We start from the raw sequence: 18,937 nt of genomic DNA on the forward strand, positions 1-18,937 counted from the left end.
GGTCAGCCGCCGGAGAGGCCCACGACGAGCCAGATGAAGGCCACGCCCGCCACCGTGCAGAGCAGGGTGGTGCGGGCGGGGTGTTCGTGGTGGGCCTCGGGCAGGATCTCGGCGGCGGCGAGGTAGAGCAGGGCGCCGCCGAAGAAGCCGAGATAGCTGCCGAGCAGTTCCTCCGGGAGGGTGAACAGGGTGGCGAGGCCGGCGCCGAGGATCGGGGCGACGGCGTCGGCGAGGAGCATGGCGATCGCCTTGCGGCGGGCGTTCCCGTAGAGCGTCGTGATCGTGTACGTGTTGAAGCCGTCGGCGAAGTCGTGGGTGATGACGGCGATCGCGACGGTGGCGCCCATGCCGCCGCTGACCTGGAAGGCGGCGCCGAGGGCGATGCCGTCCATGAGGCTGTGGAGCACCATGGCGGCCGCGGCCGTGAGGCCGACCTGCGGGACGCGGTCCCCGGCCTCGGCGCCGTGGGCGGCGCGGCGGGTGGCGAGGAGTCGTTCCACGACGTGGGCGAAGAGGAAGCCGCCGACGAAGAGCAGCAGGGCCTGGGGCACGCCGAAGACCGTCTCGCCCGCCGCGTCGATGGCCTCGGGCAGCAGGTCGAGTCCGACGACGCCGAGCATGAGTCCGCCGGCGAGGCCGAGGACGAGGTGGCGGCGGTCGGTGACGCGCTGGGCGGTCCAGCCGCCGAACAGCGTCATGAGGAACGCGCCGAGCGCGACGACTACAGCCATGGGCCCTTGCTATCCGATGCGCCCTCTTCCCCGCACCTCGGGCCGGGCGACCCCGCCGCGGTCGTCGTCGGGGTCGGCGCCCGGTCCGGGGTGACGGCCTCGGAGGTGTGCGGTCTGGTGGCGGCGTCGCTGCGGGAGGCCGGGCTGACGGGCGCGGACGTGACGGCGCTGGCGACGCTGGACGTGCGCGCGGGCGAGCCGGGGATCACCGGGGCGGCTTCGCTGCTCGGGGTGCCGGTGCGGGCGTTCGGGAGCGAGGAGCTGGCGGGCGTGGCCGTACCGCATCCGTCGGCGGTGCCGCTGGCGGCGACGGGGACGGCGTCGGTGGCGGAGGCGGCGGCGCTGCGCGGGGCGGGGCTGCCGGGGGCGGTTCTCCTGGTGCCGAAGCGGAAGAGCACCCGTGTGACCTGCGCCATTGCCCGTTCCGCACCCTTTCGTCCGAACGAAGTCTCCCCAGTCGCACGCTTGTTGCCCGATACTCACGGGGTATCTCGCTGAGGAGCGCCCCCCTTCCCCCGCACGCACCACCCCCACCCTCATCCCCACTCCCCCACAAGACGGCGGCCATGGACATTCACACTTCCGCGGACGGTTCCGCTGACAGTTCGGCTGACAGTTCCGCTGACACGCACGACCTCAGACACCACGGCGACGCCGAGGTGCGGGACGAGAAGCTGACCGACCTCGCGGTCAACGTGCGGACGGACACCCCGCCCGCCTGGCTGCGGGAGCGGATCGCGGACTCGCTGACGGGGCTCGCGGCCTATCCGGACGGGCGGGCGGCGCGGGCGGCGGTGGCCGAGCGGCACGATCTGCCGGGTCGGCGGGTGCTGCTGACGGCGGGCGCGGCGGAGGCGTTCGTGCTGCTCGCGCGGGCGCTGCCGGCGCGGCGGCCGGTGGTGGTGCATCCGCAGTTCACGGAGCCGGAGGCGGCGCTGCGGGACGTCGGGCACGAGGTGGAGCGGGTGCTGCTGCGCGAGCAGGACGGCTTCCGGTTCGATCCGGCGGCGGTGCCGCAGGACGCGGATCTGGTCGTGATCGGCAATCCGACCAACCCGACGTCCGTGCTCCACCCGGCGGCGGCGATCGCGTCGCTCGCCCGGCCGGGGCGGTGGCTGGTGGTCGACGAGGCGTTCATGGACGCGGTGCCGGGCGAGCGGGAGTCGCTGGCCTCGCGGACGGACGTGCCCGGTCTGGTGGTGCTGCGGAGCCTGACGAAGACCTGGGGTCTGGCGGGGCTGCGGATCGGCTACGTACTGGCGGAGCCGGAGACGATCGCCGCGCTGGAGCGCGTACAGCCGCTGTGGCCGGTGTCGACGCCTGCTCTGGTGGCGGCGGAGGCGTGCATGTCGCGGGTGGCGCTCGCGGAGGCGGAGGAGGCGGCGCACCGGATCGGGGTGGAGCGGGCGCACCTGCTGGCGGGGCTCGCGGAGTTCGACGAGGTGCGGGCGGTCGCGGCGGCGGAGGGCCCGTTCGTGCTGGTCCGGATCGAGGGCGCGGACGCGGTGCGGGAGCACCTGCGGACGCTCGGTTTCGCGGCCCGGCGCGGTGACACCTTCCCGGGGCTCGGCCGGAACTGGCTGCGGCTCGCGGTGCGGGACCGGGTGACGACGAACCGCTTCCTGCAGGCGCTGGACCAGGCGTTGCTGCTGCTGGGCTGAGCGCCCGGACGGTGGCGGTGAGGGGTGGTGCCGGCCCGGCACCACCCCTCGCCCGTCCCCCTTTGTTCTTCCCCCTCGGGCCGGTCAGCCGCGGGCGCGGGCCCGGCCGCGCGCCAGGAGGAGTGCGCCACCGCCCACGCCGAGCAGCAGCACGGCGCCGCCGGCGAGGTACGGCGTCATGGAGCTGCCGCCGGTCTCGGCGAGGTTCTGCGTCGGGGTGGTGCCGCCGTTCTGCGTCGTCACGCCGGTGTCGTGGCTGGGCTGGGCGGACGGCTGGTGCGAGGGCTGCGTGCTGGGCTGGTGCGAGGGCTGTTCGCTGGGCTGCTGGCTCGGCTTGCTGCCTGCCGGGGTGGTGCAGGTGGCCTCGGCGAGCGTGACCTTGCCCTTGACCTCGGCGACGCCCAGCTTGAGCGGGTTGACCTCCACGGACAGTTCGAGCGCGGTGGCGGCGGCGGTGTTCGAGGTGGTGGAGGTACGGGAGAGGTCGAGGACCACGTCGCCGACGCCCGGGACGCTGACCTTGGTCTGGCCGCCGGTGGACAGGGTGGTCTTCTTGCCGAGGACGGTGACGTGGCCGAGCAGGTTGGACTCGGCGACCGGGTGCTTGCCGGCCTCGCAGACGGCCTTGGAGGTGACCTTCTCCAGCTCGATCAGGGACAGGGCCGGGAGGCCGGGGACGTGGAGCCGGGCCTTGGCGAGGTTGACGTGGCCCTGGGCGGTGTTCCCGGCCACGGTCGCCTCGGAGGTGGCGACGTCCGCCTTCAGGATGTCGACGGGCCGGCCGCTCTCCGCGCCCTGCACCTTCACGCTGAGCGCGGTCTTCGCGGCGCTGGCCGGCGCCTCGACCTCGTTGAGCGAGGCGCGCACGGGCACGTTCACCGTCTTGCCGAGCAGGCCGACGTCGAGGGTGGTGCGCAGGACGACGGCGGTGGCGTGGCCCTGTCCGCCGCCGTTCGCGCCGCCGTCGGCGTGGGCGGCCGGCGCGGCGAGGGCCAGGGGGCCGACGGCGAGTGCGGCGACGGTCGCCGCGGCGGCGGAACGGCGTGCGGGCAGGCGGAAGGTGTTGCTGTTCAAGACGGTGGAACCCCCACAGGAGACATGGCGTCGCCGGCCGCTCGCCACGGGGACTGTGGGTCGTCGCGGCTCCGGCGACTTGAGACACCGGAATCTTTACGCACTGTGGGTGAACTGACAGACACCTGGCGTGAGTTCACCCTAAGGGGTGGTTTCCGTGCTCATTTTCGAATGAAAACGACACGGCCGTCGCCACAAGTCCCGCGCGTCACGGCGCGAGCGGGCGCGGGAGCGCGTGCGACGAAGAAGCAACAACGACCCGCGCCGGGCCGGAGTAACGGATCGTCAACGCGCCACACGACTCCCCCCCCACTCCTGATAGGTTAATTTAGGGCAGGCTAACCTAACTGGAACCGGATCGGGGAGCGCGAGGAGCGCAGTGAGCATCGAGGTCTTCCGGGACGCCTTCGGCGTCCCTCATCTGCGCGCCGCCGACCCGCGCGAACTCGCCCGCGCCCAGGGCCGGGTCACCGCCCTCGACCGGGCCTGGCAGCTGGAGGTGGAGCGGCACCGGGCGCAGGGCACGACCGCGGAGTTCCTCGGTGCGGCGGAGACCGGCTGGGACACCTTCGTCCGGCAGGCCCGGCTCGCCGACACCGCGCGCCGCTGCCACGACCGCCTCGACGGGGAGACGGCCGCGTGGCTGCGGGCGTACGTGGACGGGGTCAACGACGGCCTGGCCGAAGGGGCCCGGCGGGCACCCGAGTTCGCGGCGACGGGGCTCGCACCCGGCCGCTGGGAGCCGTGGACGCCGCTCGCGGTGTGGCTCTCCACCCACATCCTCTTCGCGGGCTTCCCCACCAAGCTGTGGCGCGACGAGGTCGCCCGGCACCTCGGCGAGGAGTGGACGGAGCTCTTCGCCTCGGACGGCCCCGGCACCGCGGGCTCCAACGGCTGGGTCGTCTCGGGCGCCCGTACGGCGAGCGGCGCGCCGCTCGTGGCCGGCGACCCGCACCGCTTCATCGAGGCGCCCGGCGTCTACCAGCAGATACGTCTCTCCTGCCCTGACTACGACGTCCTCGGCCTCGCCGTGCCGGGCGTCCCGGGCCTCGCCCACTTCGGCCACGCCGGCCGGGTCGCCTGGGCCATCACCAACGCCATGGCCGACTACCAGGACCTCTACCGCGAGCGCCTGCGCCGCCTCCCCGACGGCCGCGTCGAGGCCCTCGGCCCGGACGGCTGGGAACCGGCCACGGCGCACACCGAGACCGTGCGGGTGAAGGGCGCGGCCACGCCGACCGTGATCGAGGTGATCGAGACGGAGCGGGGGCCGGTGATCATCGGCGCGGAGGGCCCCGGTACCGAGGAAACGGAATGGGAAGCCGTCAGCCTTCGCCACCCGCCCCGCGTCACCGGTGAGTCGGGCTTCTGTGTACTGCCCGCGCTGCTGCGGGCGCGGACCGTCGCGGACGTGGACCGGGCGCTCGACCGGTGGGTCGAGCCGGTGAACGTCGTGCAGGCCGCCGACGTCGAGGGCGGGCTGCTGCACCGGGTGGCCGGATACGTTCCGGTGCGCGACCGGGCCAACTCCCTGCGGGTCGTGCCGGCCTGGGACGCCGCGCACGCCTGGACCGGCCGGGCCGCCGCCATGCCCAGGGCAGCCGTCGACGGACACGCGGTGATGGCCAACGCGCGCGGGCTCGCCGCACCGCTCGGCGTCGAGTTCGCGCCACCGCACCGGGCCGAGCGCATAGCCGCTCTCCTCGACGCCTCCGACGCGTGGACGCCGGAGGCGATGGCCGCCGTCCACGCCGACACCGACAACCCGTCCGCCCGCCGCCTCCTGGAGCGGGTCCGCGCCACGGACGGCTCCGCCCTCTCCCCCGCCGCCCGCCGGGTACGGGCCGCGCTCCTCGGCTGGGACCGGCGGATGGACGCCGACAGCGCGGACGCCGGGCTCTACGCGGCGGTGCGCGGCGCGGTCGTACGGCGCCTGGCCGGGCACCCGGCGTTCACGGAACTGCGCGAACCCGCCCCGTACCCCGCGCTCTTCCGGCCGTGGCTGGCGCTCGGCGCCCGGGTGGGCCTCGCCCTGGAGACGCTGCTCGTCACCGGGCCCGTACCGGACGGGGACGTGGCCGGAATCGTACGGGAGGCGCTGGAAGAGGTCGCCGCGGGCGAGGCGCCGCCGGCCTGGGGGGTGACGCACCGGCTCGCGCCCTGGCAGGCGCTTCCGGACGCGGACGACGCCGCCGACGACCAGTGGCCGGGGCTCGGCGGCGACCACGACTGCGTGCTCTCGACCTCCAGCGTGCCCGGCTGGACCGACCGCAGCGCCCGCGCCTCCGCCGCCCGCTACGTGTGGGACCTGGCGGACCGCGACCGCAGCCTGTGGGTCGTGCCCTTCGGCGCCTCCGGCGTGGCCGGCGACCCGCACCACCGCGACCAGCTGCCCCTGTGGCTGCGGGGCGAACTCGCCCCCGTCACCACCGACTGGAACGACCTCGTGAAGGAAGACCATGAGCAGGACTGAGCACGTTCAGCACGTCGACGGCTTCGGCACCGTCCGCGTCGACCGCATCGACCCCGACGCCGACGCGCCCCTCATCCACCGCTGGGTGAACGAGGAGCGCGCCCGCTTCTGGGGCATGAACGGCACCACCGTCGAGCAGGTGCGGGACGTCTACGCGCACCTCGACTCGCTCAGCACCCACCACGGCTTCCTCGTCCACCGCGACGACGAGCCCGTGGCCGTCTTCCAGACCTACGCCCCCGAGGCCGACCGGATCTCCGAGTGCTACGAGGCCCGGCCCGGCGACATCGGCGTGCACCTGTTCGTCGCGCCCACGCTCGCGCCCGAACGGGGCTTCACGGAGGGGCTGCTCACCGCCCTGCTCGACTTCGCGCTGACCGGGCACACCCGGATCGTCGGCGAGCCGGACGCCGCCAACGAGAAGGTGCTCGCCCGGCTGGCCCGGACCGGCTTCGAGCTCGGTCCGGAGATCCTGCTGCCGGAGGTGGACCTGCCGGAGGTCTTCATCCCGGAGAAGAAGGCCCGGCTGGCCTTCTTCACGAGGAACTAGGCGATGACCCGGCCGTTGACGACGACCCGGCGGGGCGCCGCGAGGACGCGGACGTCGGCGCGCGGGTCCTCGCCGTAGACGACGAGGTCGGCCGGGGCGCCCTCCTCCAGGGCGGGGCGGCCCAGCCAGGCGCGGGCGTGCCAGGTGGTGGCGGAGAGGGCGTCGAGCGCCGGGATGCCGGCCTTCGTCAGCTCCTCGACCTCGGCGGCGACCAGGCCGTGCGGGAGCGAGCCGCCCGCATCGGTGCCGACGAAGACCGGGACGCCCGCGTCCCAGGCGGCGCGGACCGTGTCGTACCGCCGCTCGTACAGCCGGCGCATGTGGGCGGACCAGCGCGGGAACTTCTCCTGGCCGCCGTCCGCGAGATGCGGGAAGGTCGCGATGTTGACGAGCGTGGGCACGATGGCGACCCCGCGCTCGGCGAAGAGCGGGATGGTCTCCTCGGTGAGACCGGTGGCGTGCTCGATGCAGTCGATGCCCGCCTCGACGAGGTCGCGCAGCGAGTCCTCGGCGAAGCAGTGCGCGGTGACGCGGGCGCCGAGCCGGTGCGCCTCCGCTATGGCGGCCTCGACCTCGGCGCGCGGCCAGGACGGCGCCAGGTCGCCGATGCCGCGGTCGATCCAGTCGCCGACCAGCTTGACCCAGCCGTCGCCGCGCCGGGCCTCGCGGCCGACGTACGCGACGAGCTCGTCGGGCTCGATCTCGTGGGCGTAGTTGCGGATGTAGCGGCGGGTGCGGGCGATGTGCCGGCCCGCGCGGATGATCTTCGGCAGGTCCTCGCGGGCGTCGATCCAGCGCGTGTCGGACGGCGAACCGGCGTCGCGGATCAGCAGCGTGCCGGCGTCCCGGTCGGTCAGGGCCTGCTTCTCGGCCGTGCCCTCGTCGACCGGGCCGTGCTTGTCGAGCCCGACATGGCAGTGGGCGTCGACGAGGCCGGGCAGCGCCCAGCCCTCGACGGTCAGGGTCTCGGCGGTAAGGGCCGCGGGCGGCCGCTCGAACGTGATCCGCCCGTCGACGCACCACACTTCGTCCCGTACGTCCTCCGGGCCGACGAGCACCCGCCCCTTCACATGCAGCACCACGTGATCGCTCATACCCGCACTCTACGAGCCGTGTCGAGCGGGCAGGTCACGGGCGCCAGTCGGCCTCCAGGTCGTGGGTGGCGGCATGGGTGAGCTGGGTGAGCGCGGTGCCGTCGGCCCGTACCAGGAAGAGGTGCTCGGGGTCGGCGTCGTCGGTGCCGCCCCGGGTGAAGACCAGGCGCCTGCCGTCCGGCGACCAGGAGGGGTACTTGTCGTTGGCGCGGGCCGAGGTGATGCGGTGCAGCCCCCCGCCGTCGGGGCGGACGACGTAGAGGTGGGCGAAGCCGGTGGAGTCCACCCGGCCGAAGACGATCCGGTTGCCGCGCGACCAGTCGGGCGTCCAGTCCTGGGAGCCGGCGAGCGTGATCGGCGTCTGGGCCAGGGTGGACAGCCGGATCCGCATCAACCTGCTGTGGCCGGACGCGTCCGCGCGGCTGTAGGCGAGGTACGCGCCGTCCGGCGACCACGTCGGGTGGAACTCGTCCGCCGTGGTGTGGGTGAGCCGCTTGACGGGGCTGCCGTCGACGTCGGCCACGTAGAGCTCGCGCTGGGTGCCGGCCGGCTTGGAGAAGGCGATCCGCGCGCCGTCGGGGGACCAGGCCGGGTCGGAGGCGCCCTCGGTGCCGGGCACGGAGTGCAGGTCGGTGCCGTTGCTCTTCATCGTCCAGATGCCGTCGACGGCTCCACCGGCGCCGTAGCGGAGGAACGCCACCCGCGTGCCGTCCGGGGACCAGCTGGGCATGACGTCGCTGACGTCGGGGGTGTGGGTGAGCCTGACGGGCGCGCCGCCGCTCGGGGAGATCGCCCACAGGTCCTCGACGGGCGCGGCCGCGTTGTAGCGGGCGAAGACGATGGGGTGGTCCGCGACCGGCGGCACGATGCCCGGCGCGGCGCCCGCGTCACCCGCGGCGCCGAGGGTCACCGGTGCGGTGACGGCGAGCGCGGCCGCGGCCACGGCCGCCCGGCGCAGCCGTGCTCCTCTGCTGTCTCTTCCCGTTCTCCGGATCATGATGTCCACCCCGTTTCCTGCCTGCGGCCCCGCGCGGGCCGCTCCGGCCCGCACCATGGCACCGGCGGGACGCTGGGGGGAAGCTTCCGGACCCGGTGGTACGAGCCCTGTGACACGTTCCGGACGCCGCCGTGACGGCGCGCCGCCGCGGGCGAGCCTTTACGCTGGCACGAGCTCGAACCCGATGTATGCGACACGCATTCGACTCCGACAGCTCGACTCCGAAGAAGGCACCGCCGTGACCGTGACACACCCGCTCCTGGACCTGGCCCCGCTGACCGCCGCGCACTTCGCGTCGATCGAGCGCCGGGTCGCCGCGCTGCTCTCCACCGAGCAGGACGTGGTGATCACCCAGGGCGAGGCGCTGCTGCCGCTGGAGGGCTGCATCCGCAGCGGGGCGCGGGCGGGCTCGACCGCGCTGAACATCGTCACCGGCCCGTACGGGCAGACCTTCGGCAACTGGCTGCGGGACTGCGGCGCCACGGTCGTCGACCTGGAGGTGCCGTTCCACACGGCGGTGACCGCGGAGCAGGTGGCACGGGCCTTCGAGGAGCACCCGGAGATCGACTTCGCGTCCCTCGTGCACGCGGAGGCGGCGACCGGCAACACCAACCCGGTCGCGGAGATCGGCGAGGTCGTACGGGCGCACGGCGCGCTGTTCTACCTGGACGCGGTGGCGTCCGTGGGCGCCGAGCCGGTGACGCCGGACGCGTGGGGCGTCGACATGTGCATCATCGGCGCGCAGAAGGCGATGGGCGGCCCGGCCGGCGTCTCGGCGGTGTCGGTGAGCGCGCGGGCCTGGGAGCGTTTCGCCGCGAACCCGGCGGCGCCGCGCCGCTCGTACCTCTCCCTCCTGGACTGGAAGGAGCGGTGGATCGACGGCGGCCGCAAGGCGCTGCTGCACGCCCCGGCGCAGCTGGAGATGCTGGCTCTGGAGGCGTGCCTCGACCGCATCGAGGCGGAGGGCCTGGACGCGCTGATGGCCCGGCACGCGGCCGCCGCCGCGGCGACCCGCGCGGGTGCGACGGCCCTGGGCGGCGGGATCGAGCCGTACGTGTACGAGGCGAAGGACGCGGCCCCGGTCGCGACGACGCTGCGCGTGCCGGCCGGCGTGGACGCCTCGGAGCTGGTGGCGAAGACGCTCGCCGCCGACCCGTCGCTGCCGCTGATCGCGGGTGGAGGGGCGCTGGCGAAGGAGATGATCCGGGTGAACCACTACGGGGTGGACGCCACTCCGGGTGCGGTGCAGTCCTCGCTGGCGGCGCTCGGCGCGGCCCTCGCGGAGACGGGCCGGACGGTGGACCTGGAGGGCGCGCGCCGCGCGGTGACGGAGGCGTGGGGGCGGTAGGACCGCCCCCACGCACACCGCGCGCCCCGCGGTCGAGGTCCCTGCTCGGTCACAGCGCCGGGTAGTCGGTGTAGCCGCGGTGGTCGCCGCCGAAGAAGGTGGCGGGGTCCGGGGTGTTGAACGGGCCGCCGGCCCGGAGGCGGGCCGGAAGGTCCGGGTTGGCGATGAAGAGCGCGCCGAAGGCGACGAGGTCGGCGGTGCCGTCCTCGATCAGGGCCAGGGCGGCCGGACCGGTCGGGCCCTCGGTGGCCGGGTTGAGGATGAAGGTGCCGCTGAACGCCTTGCGCAGGTCGAGGGTCAGCTCGCGGACCTCGGCGTTCGTCTCCAGGACGTGCAGGTACGCGATGCCGAGGGGTTCGACGGCCGCGACGAGGGCGGGGTAGATCTCCTCGGTGTCGGTCTCGGCGATGTCGTTGTAGGTGTTGGCCGGGGAGAGGCGCAGGCCGGTGCGCTCGGGGCCGACGGCCGCGGCGACGGCCTTGACGACCTCGACCGCGAAGCGGATGCGGTTCTCGACGGAGCCGCCCCATTCGTCGGTGCGCCGGTTGGCGTTGTCGGCGAGGAACTGGTGGACCAGGTAGCCGTTGGCGCCGTGGATCTCGACGCCGTCGAAGCCGGCCTCGACGGCGTTGCGGGCGGCCTGGGCGAAGCCCTCGATCGTCTCGTGGATCTCGTCGGCGGTGAGCTCGCGCGGGGTGAGGAAGTCCTTCATGCCGGGGCCGGCGAAGAGCTGTCCGGCCGGGGCGACCGCGGAGGGGCCGACGGGGTGCAGGCCGTCGCCGAGGACCTCGGGGTGGCTGATCCGGCCGGCGTGCATCAGCTGGGCGAAGATCTTCCCGCCGCGCTCGTGGACGGCGTCGGTGACCTCGCGCCAGGCGGCGATCTGCTCGGCGCTGTGCAGGCCGGGGGTGTCGGGGTAGCCCTGGCCGACGGCGGTGGGCTGGACGCCCTCGGTGATGATCAGGCCGGCGCTGGCGCGCTGGGCGTAGTACTCGGCGACGAGCGGGGTGGGGAGGCGGCCGGCGGCCTCGGCCCGGCTGCGGGTCATGGGGGCCATGGCGATGCGGTTGGCGAGGCGGGTGCCGGCGAGGTCGACGGCGTCGAAGGCAGTGGTCATGACGGGTCCTTCCGAGGCAGACAGGCAGGTATGTGGTCGACCAAGCATCTCATTACATTGGTCGGCCAACTATCTCCGCGAGAGCCACTGTAGCGCATTGTTTGGCTGACCAAGATATTCTCGGGGAGAGAGAACCCGTCCGAGGAGCCGCACATGCCCGGAACCGACCCCGTCTGTACCGTCCCGGCGGACCGTCTGCCGTCCGCCGCCCGCGGCGGCCCGGTCAGCCACGCCCTGTCCCGGGTGGCCCGGCTGCACCGGATCGCGGCCGGCCGGCTGCTCAAGGAGCTGGGCCTGCACCCCGGGCAGGAGTTCCTGATGATGGCGCTGTGGGACTGCGGGCCGGCCCGCCAGTCCGTACTGATCGAACGGCTCGGGCTCGACCCGTCGACGGTCACCAAGATGCTCCAGCGCCTGGAGCAGTGCGGCTTCGTCCACCGCAGGCCCGACCCCGACGACCGGCGGGCCGTGCTCGTCGAGCCGACGGAGAAGGGCGAGGAGCTGCGCTCCGCCGTCGAGGGCGTCTGGCGCGACCTGGAGGAGCGCTCCCTGTCCGGCCTCGCCCCCGCCGAGCGCGCGGACCTCTCCCGGCTGCTCGCCCGGCTGGAGGAGAACCTGTGCCCGGAGGCGGGCGAGTGCGCGGAGCCGGGGACGGCCTGCTAGGGCCCCGGGGACGGCCTGCCGGCGGCCCGGGGACGGCCTGCTAGCGATCGGGGACGGCCTGCCGGCGGCCCGGGGGCGGCCTGATGGCGACCCGGGGCCGGCCTGCCGGCGGCCCGGGGCGGCTCCTAGGCGGCGATGACCTCCAGGGCCCGGTCGACGTCAGCCGTGGAGTTGTAGAGGTGGAACGAGGCCCGCAGATTGCCCGCGCGGGCCGAGAGCAGCACCCCGGCCTCGCGGAGCGCGTCGGCCCGGTCGCCGAGCCCGGGGACGCCGACGACGGTCGAGTCGTCCGCGACCGGCGCGTGGCCGAGCGCGGTGAGTCCGGCGCGGAAGCGGGCGGCGAGGGCCTTGTTGTGGGCCTCGATCCGCTCGATGCCGATCTCCTCCAGGAGCGCGAGCGACTGTGCCGCGCCGTGGTACGACATGAAGGCCGCGGGCTCGTCGAACCGCTTGGCCGAGCGGGCCAGTTCGCGCACCGGGCCGTAGCTGTTGACCCACCGCTCCTCACCGGTGACCCAGCCCGCGTGGATGGGCAGCAGCGCGTCCTGCGCCTCCTCCGTGACGGTGAGGAAGGACGCCCCGCGCGGACAGAGCAGGTACTTGTAGCCGCCGGAGACGGTGAAGTCCCACTCCCCCGCGTGCATCGGCAGCCAGCCGGCCGACTGGGTGGCGTCGAAGAGGGTACGGGCGCCGTGCGCGGCCGCCGCGGCGCGGATCGCGGCGAAGTCGGCGGTCCGGCCGTCCTTCGACTGGACGGCGGAGAAGGCGACGAGCGCGGTCTCGGGCCGCACGGACTCGGCGAGCCGCTCCAGGGGCACGAAGCGGGTCTTGAGGTCGCCGCGGATCGTGAACGGGGTGATGACGGAGGAGAAGTCGCCCTCCGGGAAGAGGATCTCCGCCCCGGCCGGCATGGACTGCGCCACCATGCCGACGTGGACGGAGACCGAGCTGCCGACCGCGACCCGGTCGGAGGTGACGTGGGCGAGCCGGGCGAAGGCGGCCCGGGCCTCGTCGACGATGTCGAAGCTGCCGGCGCCGTCGGCGCGGCCGGCCGCGGTCTCCTCGGCGAGGAGAGTGACGGCCTCGATCGTGCGGCGGGGCAGCAGCCCGCAGGCCGAGGTGTTGAGATAGGTCCGCGTGGGCGCGAACTCGGCGCCGCCGAGCGGGGCCACGGCGTCTGTGCTCTCCAGGGAATCCATGGCCCCAGCCTGGATTCCCCACGATCTCACGTCAATTGGCGAAGATCGCGGGGAATCCCCAAGCACTGCTTATGCGCCCTGCTCAGCGGCGGCGTTCAGCCGCTCAGCGGTGGTCTCAGCAGGTGCCGCCGTCGACGTCGCAGGCGGCGGCGTCGCCGCCGACCGGCTGCAGGGCACGGCCGGCCCATGCCTGCTCCAGGGCCTGGGTGAAGACCTCGGCGGGCTGGCCGCCGGAGACGCCGTACTTCCGGTCGAGGACGAAGAACGGCACGCCGCCCGCGCCCAGTTCGGCCGCCTCGCGCTCGTCGGCCCGTACGGCGTCGGCGTACGCCGTCTCGTCGGCGAGCACCGCACGCACCTCGGTCTCGTCGAGACCGGCCTCGACGGCGAGGGCCACCAGGGTCTCCGGGTCGAAGACGGAGCGCTCCTCGGCGAAGTTGGCGCGGTAGGCGAGGTCCAGGAGCTCGTTCTGCCGGCCGCGGTCCTTCGCCAGGTGCAGCAGGCGGTGGATGTCGAAGGTGTTGCCGTGGTCGCGGCCCTCGGCCCGGTACCCGAGGCCCTCCGCCTGCGCGTTGGAGGCCACGTGCGCCTCCATGGCGCGGGCCTCGTCGAGCGTCCGCCCGTACTTCTGCGCCAGCATGTCCAGGACCAGTGCGGTGTCGCCCTTGGCGCGGTGCGGGTCGAGCTCGAAGGAGCGGTGCACGACCTCGATCTCGTCGCGGTGGGCGAAGGCCGCGAGGCCCTTCTCGAAGCGGGCCTTGCCGATGTAGCACCAGGGGCAGGCGATGTCGCTCCAGATCTCGACGCGCATGGTGGTGTTCTCTCCTGGACGGTGGACGACGGTGCGGGCGGGATGTTCCGTGACGGGAACGCCGCACCGCGCCGCATTCATTCCGTCCCGGGCGCGAGTGTGAGCCGGAGCACGAGGTGGGCGCCGGAGCGCGGGGTGTGCGGATCCGGGAGCCAGCCGTGGGCGGCGTAGAAGGACTGGGCGCGGTGGTTGTGCTCGTACACCTCCAGGCGCGCGGTGGCGACGCCGGCCGTGCGCCAGGCGTCGGCGCAGGCGGCGTGGAGGGCGGTGCCGATGCCGGCGCGCCAGTGGGCGGGGCGGACGTGGAGCTGGCTGAGGTTCATGATCCCGTCGCGGATCCCGTACGCGGCGATGCCGGCGATCTCGCCTCCGCCGCCACCCGCGCCGCTCGCGCCACCCGCACCGCTCGCGCCACCCGCACCACCGGCGCTGCCGGCGCCACCCGCACCACCGCCGCCACCGGCGCCACCGGCGCTGCCGACGCGGGCGACCAGGACCCGGCCCTCCTCGATCGCGCCGGCCCAGCCCGCGCGGGTGCGGGCCAGCTCCTCGGGGCCCTCGAACTCGGCGTCCGGGATGTGGCCGCGGTAATAGGTGGCGCGGGCCTCGGTGTGGAGGTCGGTGATGGCGTCGAGGTCCGTGGATACCGCGTACTGGATACGAATATTGGATTCGATCATGCTCCGTCAGGACGCGACGGCCGGCGACGCGGTTGCGGCCAGCCTGCTGAAGGAGGCCCGGTACGCGCTCGGCGTCAGCCCGGTCCGGCGCAGCAGGTGCTGCCGGAGCGAGTCCGCCGTGCCGAGCCCGCATGCCCGCGCCACCTGGTCCATGGGCAGCGAGGTGGTCTCCAGGAGTTCCCTGGCCCGCTCGACGCGCTGGTGGAGCAGCCACTGGAGCGGGCTGACCCCGGTCTCGGCGTGGAAGCGGCGGGAGAGGGTGCGGACAGAGACGCCGGCGTGCCGGGCCAGGTCGGTGAGGGTGAGCGGCTCGTCGAGGTGGGCCATGGCCCACGCCCGGGTGTCGGTGAAGGAGACCCCGCGCTCGGGCGGCAGCGGCGTCTGGGTGAACTGGGCCTGGCCGCCGGGCCGTACGGGTGCGACGAGGGCGAGCCGGGCCACCTGGTTGGCGACGGCGGCGCCGTGGTCGGTGCGGATGATGTGCAGGCACAGGTCGATGCCGGCGGCGTAGCCGGAGGAGGTGAGCAGCGGGCCGTCCTGGACGAAGAGCACGTCGTCCTGGAGGTCGACGGCCGGGTGCTGTGCGGCGAGCAGTCCGCTGTAGGCCCAGTAGGTGGTGGCCCGGCGTCCGTCGAGGAGTCCGGCGGCGGCGAGCGCGAAGGCGCCGGTGCAGATGGAGGCGATCCGCTTGCCGTCGGCGGCGGCCCGGCGGAGCACGTCGAGGATGCGGGGGTCCGGGTCCGCGTACTGGCCGGTCCCGGCCAGGATCACGGTGTCGGCGGCGTCCACCGCGTCGAGGCCGTGCGGAATGTGCAGGTCGAGGGCGCCGGACGTGGTGACGGGGCCGGGGTCGGTGGTGCAGATGACCGTCTCGTACCCCGGTCCGCCGTCGACCTCGACCTTGGCGAAGAGCATCTCCGGGATGGCGAGGTTGAACATCGAGACGGGCGGGGCGGCGATGACGGCGACGCGCCGGACAGCGGACATGGCCAGAACCTCCGGTCATATGGCATTCAGGCCACTACTCTACGGCCCCGGAGATCACGAGGCTGGGGACATGACCACAACCGACCTTTCCCCGGCCCCCGTTGACACCCCGGCAGCCTCCACCACCCGCCCCGCCCCGCCCCGCGGCCCCCGCCCCAGCCCCGGCCCCGGCCCCGCGCTCGCCGCCGCCATGCTGGGCTTCGCCCTCATCACCCTCGACTCCTCCGTCGTCAACGTCGCCCTGCCCGCGATCGGAGCCGATCTGCGGGCCGGGATGAGCGGACTGCAGTGGGTCGTCGACTCCTACACGCTCGCCTTCGCCGCGCTGCTGCTGTCCAGCGGCGCGCTCGCCGACCGGATCGGCGCGAGCCGCGCCTACGCCGTCGGAGTCGTCGTCTTCACCCTCGCCTCCGCCGCCTGCGGCCTGGCGCCCGGCCTGCCGACGCTGCTCGCGGCCCGTACGGTGCAGGGCGTGGCGGCCGCCGTGATGCTGCCGGCCTCGCTCGCGCTCGTACGGGAGGCGTACGGCGATCCGGCGCGGCGGGCCCGCGCGGTGTCGCTGTGGGCGGCCGGCGGCACGGTCGCCGTCGCGCTCGGCCCGGTCGCGGGCGGCGCGCTGACCACGGCGTGGAGCTGGCGGGCGATCTTCTTCATCAACCTGCCGCTCGGTCTGCTCGCGCTCGCCCTGCTCACCCGCGTCGCCCGCTCGGCGCGCCGCCCCGCCCCGCTCGACCTGCCCGGCCAGCTGACTGCCGTGGTGGCGCTCGCGGCGCTGACCTTCGCGGCGATCGAGCGCGGTACGCAGGCGTGGTGGGCACTGGGGGTCGCGACGGTCTTCTTCGCCGCGTTCCTGCTGGTCGAGGCGCGGCGGAAGCACCCGATGGTGCCGCTGGGGCTGTTCCGCGACACCACGGTGGTGGTGGCGGTGACGGCGGGCGCGGCCAACACCATCGCGTTCTACGGCATGGTCTTCGTCTTCAGCCTCTTCTTCCAGCAGGTCCTCGGGCTCTCCGCGCTGGGCGCGGGTCTGATGTTCCTGCCGATGACCGGACTGCTCGCCGGTGTGAACGTGCTCTCGGCGAAGGTCGCGGCCCGGTACGGCGCCCGGCTGCCGATCGTCGTCGGCCAGGTCGTCTCGGTGGCCGGGCTGCTCGGCCTGCTCGTGGTCGACGCGGACACCCCGCGGGTGGCCCAGGCGCTGCTGCTGGTGCCGCTGGCGCTGGGCTGCGGCTTCGCGCTGCCGCCGCTGATCGCCTCGATGCTGGAGGCCGTCCCGGCCGAGCGCGCGGGCACGGCGGCGGGCCTCCTGAACGCGATCCGGCAGACGGCGGGCGCGCTGGCCGTCGCGGTCTTCGGCTCCTTCGCCGCCGCGGGCGTGGCCGGCGCCCTGCGCACCTCGCTCCTGATCAGCGCCGGACTGCTGACGCTCACCGCGCTCGCCTCGCTGAAGCTCCCCCGCCGCCGGTGACCGGCCGCCGGTGGCTCAGCGCCGGCGACCCGGCTCCGCACCTTCGGATCACGAGGCCTTCCGGTACTGGCCCGGGGCCACCCCGTACTCCCGCTTGAACGCCTTGGCGAAGGCGAACTCCGAGGCGTAGCCCGAGCGTTGGGCGACCACCCGCAGCGGCAGGTCGTCGGCGCGGAGCAGCCGCCCGGCGGTCGTCATCCGCCACCAGGTGAGGTACGCGAGCGGAGGCCGGCCCACCAGGGCGGTGAAGCGGCGGGCGAAGGCGGCGCGGGAGAGACCGCCGAGGGCGCCGAGCTCCTCGACCGTCCAGGAGCGGGCGGGGTCGCCGTGCAGGGCGCGCAGCGCGGCGGCGACGGCCGGGTCGGCGAGGGCGGCGGACCAGCCGGTGGAGCGGTCGGCGCGCTCGGCCAGCCACCAGGTGCGCAGCAGGTAGAGCAGCAGGGTGTCGAGGAGCGCGGGCACGACGGCGTCGGAGCCGGGCTGCGGCTCGGCGAGTTCGGCGCCGAGCAGGTCGACCGCGGCGCGCAGCCGCGGATGGGCGCCGACCCGGGCGGGGATGTGGACGTACGGGGGCAGCTCGGTCAGCAGCGGATGGGCGCGGGTGCGGTTCAACTGGTAGGCCCCGCACAGCAGCAGGGTCTCCTCGGCGCCGACCGGCCCGCGGTCGGGCGGGGTGGGCCAGGAGCCGTCGGGCGCGGGCACGGCGTCCACGAGCGGGGTGTCGGGCCGGTCGGCGAGGCCGTGGCCGGTGCCGTGGGCGAGCAGGACGACGTCTCCGGGGCCGAGCCGGACGGGCGCGTCGTCGCCGGGGCCGTCCGCGCCTTTCGGGGGCATCAGCCAGGCGGTGCCCTGGAGGACGACGTGGAAGCCGGCGCCCTTGTTGGCGGGGAAGCGGATGCCCCAGGGCGCGAAGCGGACGGTGCGGGAGGAGTGGGGGCGGCCGGTGCGCATGGCGGCGATGGCATCGCTCAGTACGTCCATGCCCCGCACCGTACCGCCCGAGACGATCAGACATGGTGGGAAGCCGTCTGGATATGGATCGTCTCGCTGGCCGTGCCTACCTTCGAACACATGGGAAATGACAAGCGAAACGGCGTGAAGACCAGGGCGGTTCTCTTCCACGAGCTCGGCGGGCCCGAGGTGCTGACCGTCGAGGAGACCGTGCTGCCGGCGCCCGGACCGGGCGAGGTGCGGGTGCGGGTGGAGGCGATCGGGCTCAACCGGGCCGAGGCGCTGTTCCGTTCGGGCGGCTACTACTACCGGCCGACGCTGCCGGGCTCGCGGCTCGGTTACGAGGCGGCGGGCGTCGTCGAGGAGGTCGGCGAGGGCGTCACGGCGTACGCGCCGGGCGACCCGGTGATGGCGGCCGCCAACTTCGACTTCGGGGTGCACGGGGTGTACGCGGAGCGCGTGGTGCTGCGCGAGGAGTATCTGGTGCCGCGTCCCACGGGGGTGGACGCGGTGGCCGGGGCGGCGGCCTGGCTCGCGTACTCGACGGCGTACGGCGGCATGGTGGAGGCGGGCGGGCTCCGCCCCGGCGACCGTGTGGTGATCACGGGCGCGTCCAGCGGGGTCGGCACGGCCGCGATCCAGACGGCGCTGCGGATCGGCGCGGTCCCGATCGCCGCCACCCGTGGCGCGGCCAAGAGCGCGCGGCTGCACGCCCTCGGCGCCCCGCACGTGGTCGTCACCGACGAGCAGGACCTGGTCGCCGAGGTGCGCCGGATCACCGGCGGCGAGGGCGCCGACGTGGTCTTCGACGCGGTCGGCGGGCCCGGCTTCGCCCGGCTCGGCGGGGCGCTGCGCCCGGAGGGCACGGCGGTGCTCTACGGCTGGCTGGACGAGCGGCCCGCCGAGGTGCCGATGCAGTGGCCGCTGACCGTGCGCGGCTACGCGAACGGCGCGGTCGTGCGGTCGGCCGAAGGGCGCGCCCGGATGGCCGGGTTCATCGGCTCCGGGCTGCGCGACGGCTCGCTGGCGCCGGTGGTCGCCGAGACCTTCGAGGGTCTGGAGGCGCTCCCGGAGGCGCACCGGCTGATGGAGTCCAACACCCACACCGGCAAGATCGTGGTGCGGGTGTGAGC

General features: G+C 74.4%; 18 protein-coding genes. 8 read left to right on the forward strand and 10 right to left on the reverse strand.

Annotation, left to right across the window (positions count from 1 at the left end; all coding sequences use genetic code 11):
- Nucleotides 1–2 precede the first annotated feature (2 nt).
- Entirely contained in the window at nt 3–731 is a 729-nt protein-coding gene (locus tag ACWEJX_RS05085; protein ID WP_451606142.1) for a ZIP family metal transporter, read from the reverse strand.
- 117 nt (nt 732–848) lie between these two features.
- On the opposite strand from ACWEJX_RS05085, the gene ACWEJX_RS05090 reads away from it, so the two are divergent.
- Together ACWEJX_RS05090 and cobC are read left to right on the forward strand one after the other, a co-directional pair.
- A complete protein-coding gene (locus tag ACWEJX_RS05090) occupies nt 849–1,229 on the forward strand; it encodes a cobalamin biosynthesis protein (protein WP_451606143.1) in 381 nt (126 codons plus the stop codon).
- A 68-nt stretch (nt 1,230–1,297) separates the two neighbouring features.
- Nucleotides 1,298–2,392 (forward strand): Rv2231c family pyridoxal phosphate-dependent protein CobC, encoded by a 1,095-nt coding sequence (gene cobC, locus ACWEJX_RS05095; protein WP_451606144.1) that lies wholly within the window; start codon nt 1,298–1,300, stop codon nt 2,390–2,392.
- An 84-nt stretch (nt 2,393–2,476) separates the two neighbouring features.
- Here the strand turns inward: cobC and ACWEJX_RS05100 are convergent, their stop codons facing one another.
- Nucleotides 2,477–3,466 (reverse strand): SCO1860 family LAETG-anchored protein, encoded by a 990-nt coding sequence (locus ACWEJX_RS05100; RefSeq protein WP_451606145.1) that lies wholly within the window; start codon nt 3,464–3,466, stop codon nt 2,477–2,479.
- Nucleotides 3,467–3,845: 379 nt separating this feature from the next.
- Here ACWEJX_RS05100 and ACWEJX_RS05105 point away from each other — a divergent pair, with 379 nt between their 5' ends.
- Complete coding sequence (locus tag ACWEJX_RS05105; protein ID WP_451606146.1) at nt 3,846–5,939, forward strand: penicillin acylase family protein; 2,094 nt, start codon at nt 3,846–3,848, stop codon at nt 5,937–5,939.
- Nucleotides 5,926–6,489: a GNAT family N-acetyltransferase gene (locus ACWEJX_RS05110; protein ID WP_451606147.1), complete on the forward strand. Its 564-nt coding sequence runs from the start codon at nt 5,926–5,928 to the stop codon at nt 6,487–6,489. The genes ACWEJX_RS05105 and ACWEJX_RS05110 overlap by 14 nt, the downstream gene beginning before the upstream one ends.
- Here the strand turns inward: ACWEJX_RS05110 and ACWEJX_RS05115 are convergent.
- Together ACWEJX_RS05115 and ACWEJX_RS05120 are read right to left on the reverse strand one after the other, a co-directional pair.
- Nucleotides 6,486–7,583, reverse strand: coding sequence for an amidohydrolase family protein (locus tag ACWEJX_RS05115; RefSeq protein WP_451606148.1), 1,098 nt, complete (start codon nt 7,581–7,583; stop codon nt 6,486–6,488). The two genes, ACWEJX_RS05110 and ACWEJX_RS05115, sit on opposite strands and share 4 nt — an antisense overlap.
- A gap of 34 nt (nt 7,584–7,617) precedes the next feature.
- Nucleotides 7,618–8,580, reverse strand: a complete 963-nt coding sequence (locus ACWEJX_RS05120) for a hypothetical protein (protein ID WP_451606149.1) — start codon at nt 8,578–8,580, stop codon at nt 7,618–7,620.
- A gap of 244 nt (nt 8,581–8,824) precedes the next feature.
- Here ACWEJX_RS05120 and ACWEJX_RS05125 point away from each other — a divergent pair, with 244 nt between their 5' ends.
- Nucleotides 8,825–9,928, forward strand: a complete 1,104-nt coding sequence (locus ACWEJX_RS05125; protein ID WP_451606254.1) for a pyridoxal-phosphate-dependent aminotransferase family protein — start codon at nt 8,825–8,827, stop codon at nt 9,926–9,928.
- Between the two features lie 49 nt (nt 9,929–9,977).
- Here ACWEJX_RS05125 and ACWEJX_RS05130 read toward each other — a convergent pair whose 3' ends face one another.
- Nucleotides 9,978–11,045, reverse strand: a complete 1,068-nt coding sequence (locus tag ACWEJX_RS05130) for an alkene reductase (RefSeq protein WP_451606150.1) — start codon at nt 11,043–11,045, stop codon at nt 9,978–9,980.
- 153 nt (nt 11,046–11,198) lie between these two features.
- On the opposite strand from ACWEJX_RS05130, the gene ACWEJX_RS05135 reads away from it, so the two are divergent.
- Nucleotides 11,199–11,708: a MarR family winged helix-turn-helix transcriptional regulator gene (locus tag ACWEJX_RS05135; RefSeq protein ID WP_451606151.1), complete on the forward strand. Its 510-nt coding sequence runs from the start codon at nt 11,199–11,201 to the stop codon at nt 11,706–11,708.
- 125 nt (nt 11,709–11,833) lie between these two features.
- Here ACWEJX_RS05135 and ACWEJX_RS05140 read toward each other — a convergent pair whose 3' ends face one another.
- From ACWEJX_RS05140 to ACWEJX_RS05155, 4 genes are all read right to left on the reverse strand, one after another.
- Nucleotides 11,834–12,907: an aminotransferase class V-fold PLP-dependent enzyme gene (locus ACWEJX_RS05140; protein WP_451606152.1), complete on the reverse strand. Its 1,074-nt coding sequence runs from the start codon at nt 12,905–12,907 to the stop codon at nt 11,834–11,836.
- A gap of 115 nt (nt 12,908–13,022) precedes the next feature.
- Complete coding sequence (locus tag ACWEJX_RS05145) at nt 13,023–13,718, reverse strand: DsbA family oxidoreductase (RefSeq protein WP_451606153.1); 696 nt, start codon at nt 13,716–13,718, stop codon at nt 13,023–13,025.
- 77 nt (nt 13,719–13,795) lie between these two features.
- Nucleotides 13,796–14,398 (reverse strand): GNAT family N-acetyltransferase, encoded by a 603-nt coding sequence (locus ACWEJX_RS05150; protein WP_451606154.1) that lies wholly within the window; start codon nt 14,396–14,398, stop codon nt 13,796–13,798.
- 6 nt (nt 14,399–14,404) lie between these two features.
- The gene (locus tag ACWEJX_RS05155) at nt 14,405–15,385 is read right to left on the reverse strand and encodes a GlxA family transcriptional regulator (RefSeq protein ID WP_451606155.1); all 981 of its coding nucleotides are present in this window, start codon (nt 15,383–15,385) and stop codon (nt 14,405–14,407) included.
- A 70-nt stretch (nt 15,386–15,455) separates the two neighbouring features.
- Here ACWEJX_RS05155 and ACWEJX_RS05160 point away from each other — a divergent pair, with 70 nt between their 5' ends.
- A complete protein-coding gene (locus ACWEJX_RS05160) occupies nt 15,456–16,853 on the forward strand; it encodes an MFS transporter (protein WP_451606156.1) in 1,398 nt (465 codons plus the stop codon).
- A gap of 48 nt (nt 16,854–16,901) precedes the next feature.
- Here ACWEJX_RS05160 and ACWEJX_RS05165 read toward each other — a convergent pair whose 3' ends face one another.
- Complete coding sequence (locus ACWEJX_RS05165) at nt 16,902–17,834, reverse strand: AraC family transcriptional regulator (RefSeq protein ID WP_451606157.1); 933 nt, start codon at nt 17,832–17,834, stop codon at nt 16,902–16,904.
- 90 nt (nt 17,835–17,924) lie between these two features.
- On the opposite strand from ACWEJX_RS05165, the gene ACWEJX_RS05170 reads away from it, so the two are divergent.
- Nucleotides 17,925–18,935, forward strand: a complete 1,011-nt coding sequence (locus tag ACWEJX_RS05170; protein WP_451606158.1) for a zinc-dependent alcohol dehydrogenase family protein — start codon at nt 17,925–17,927, stop codon at nt 18,933–18,935.
- Nucleotides 18,936–18,937: the final 2 nt, after the last annotated feature.

Source organism: Streptomyces sp. NPDC004788 (assembly GCF_053601115.1).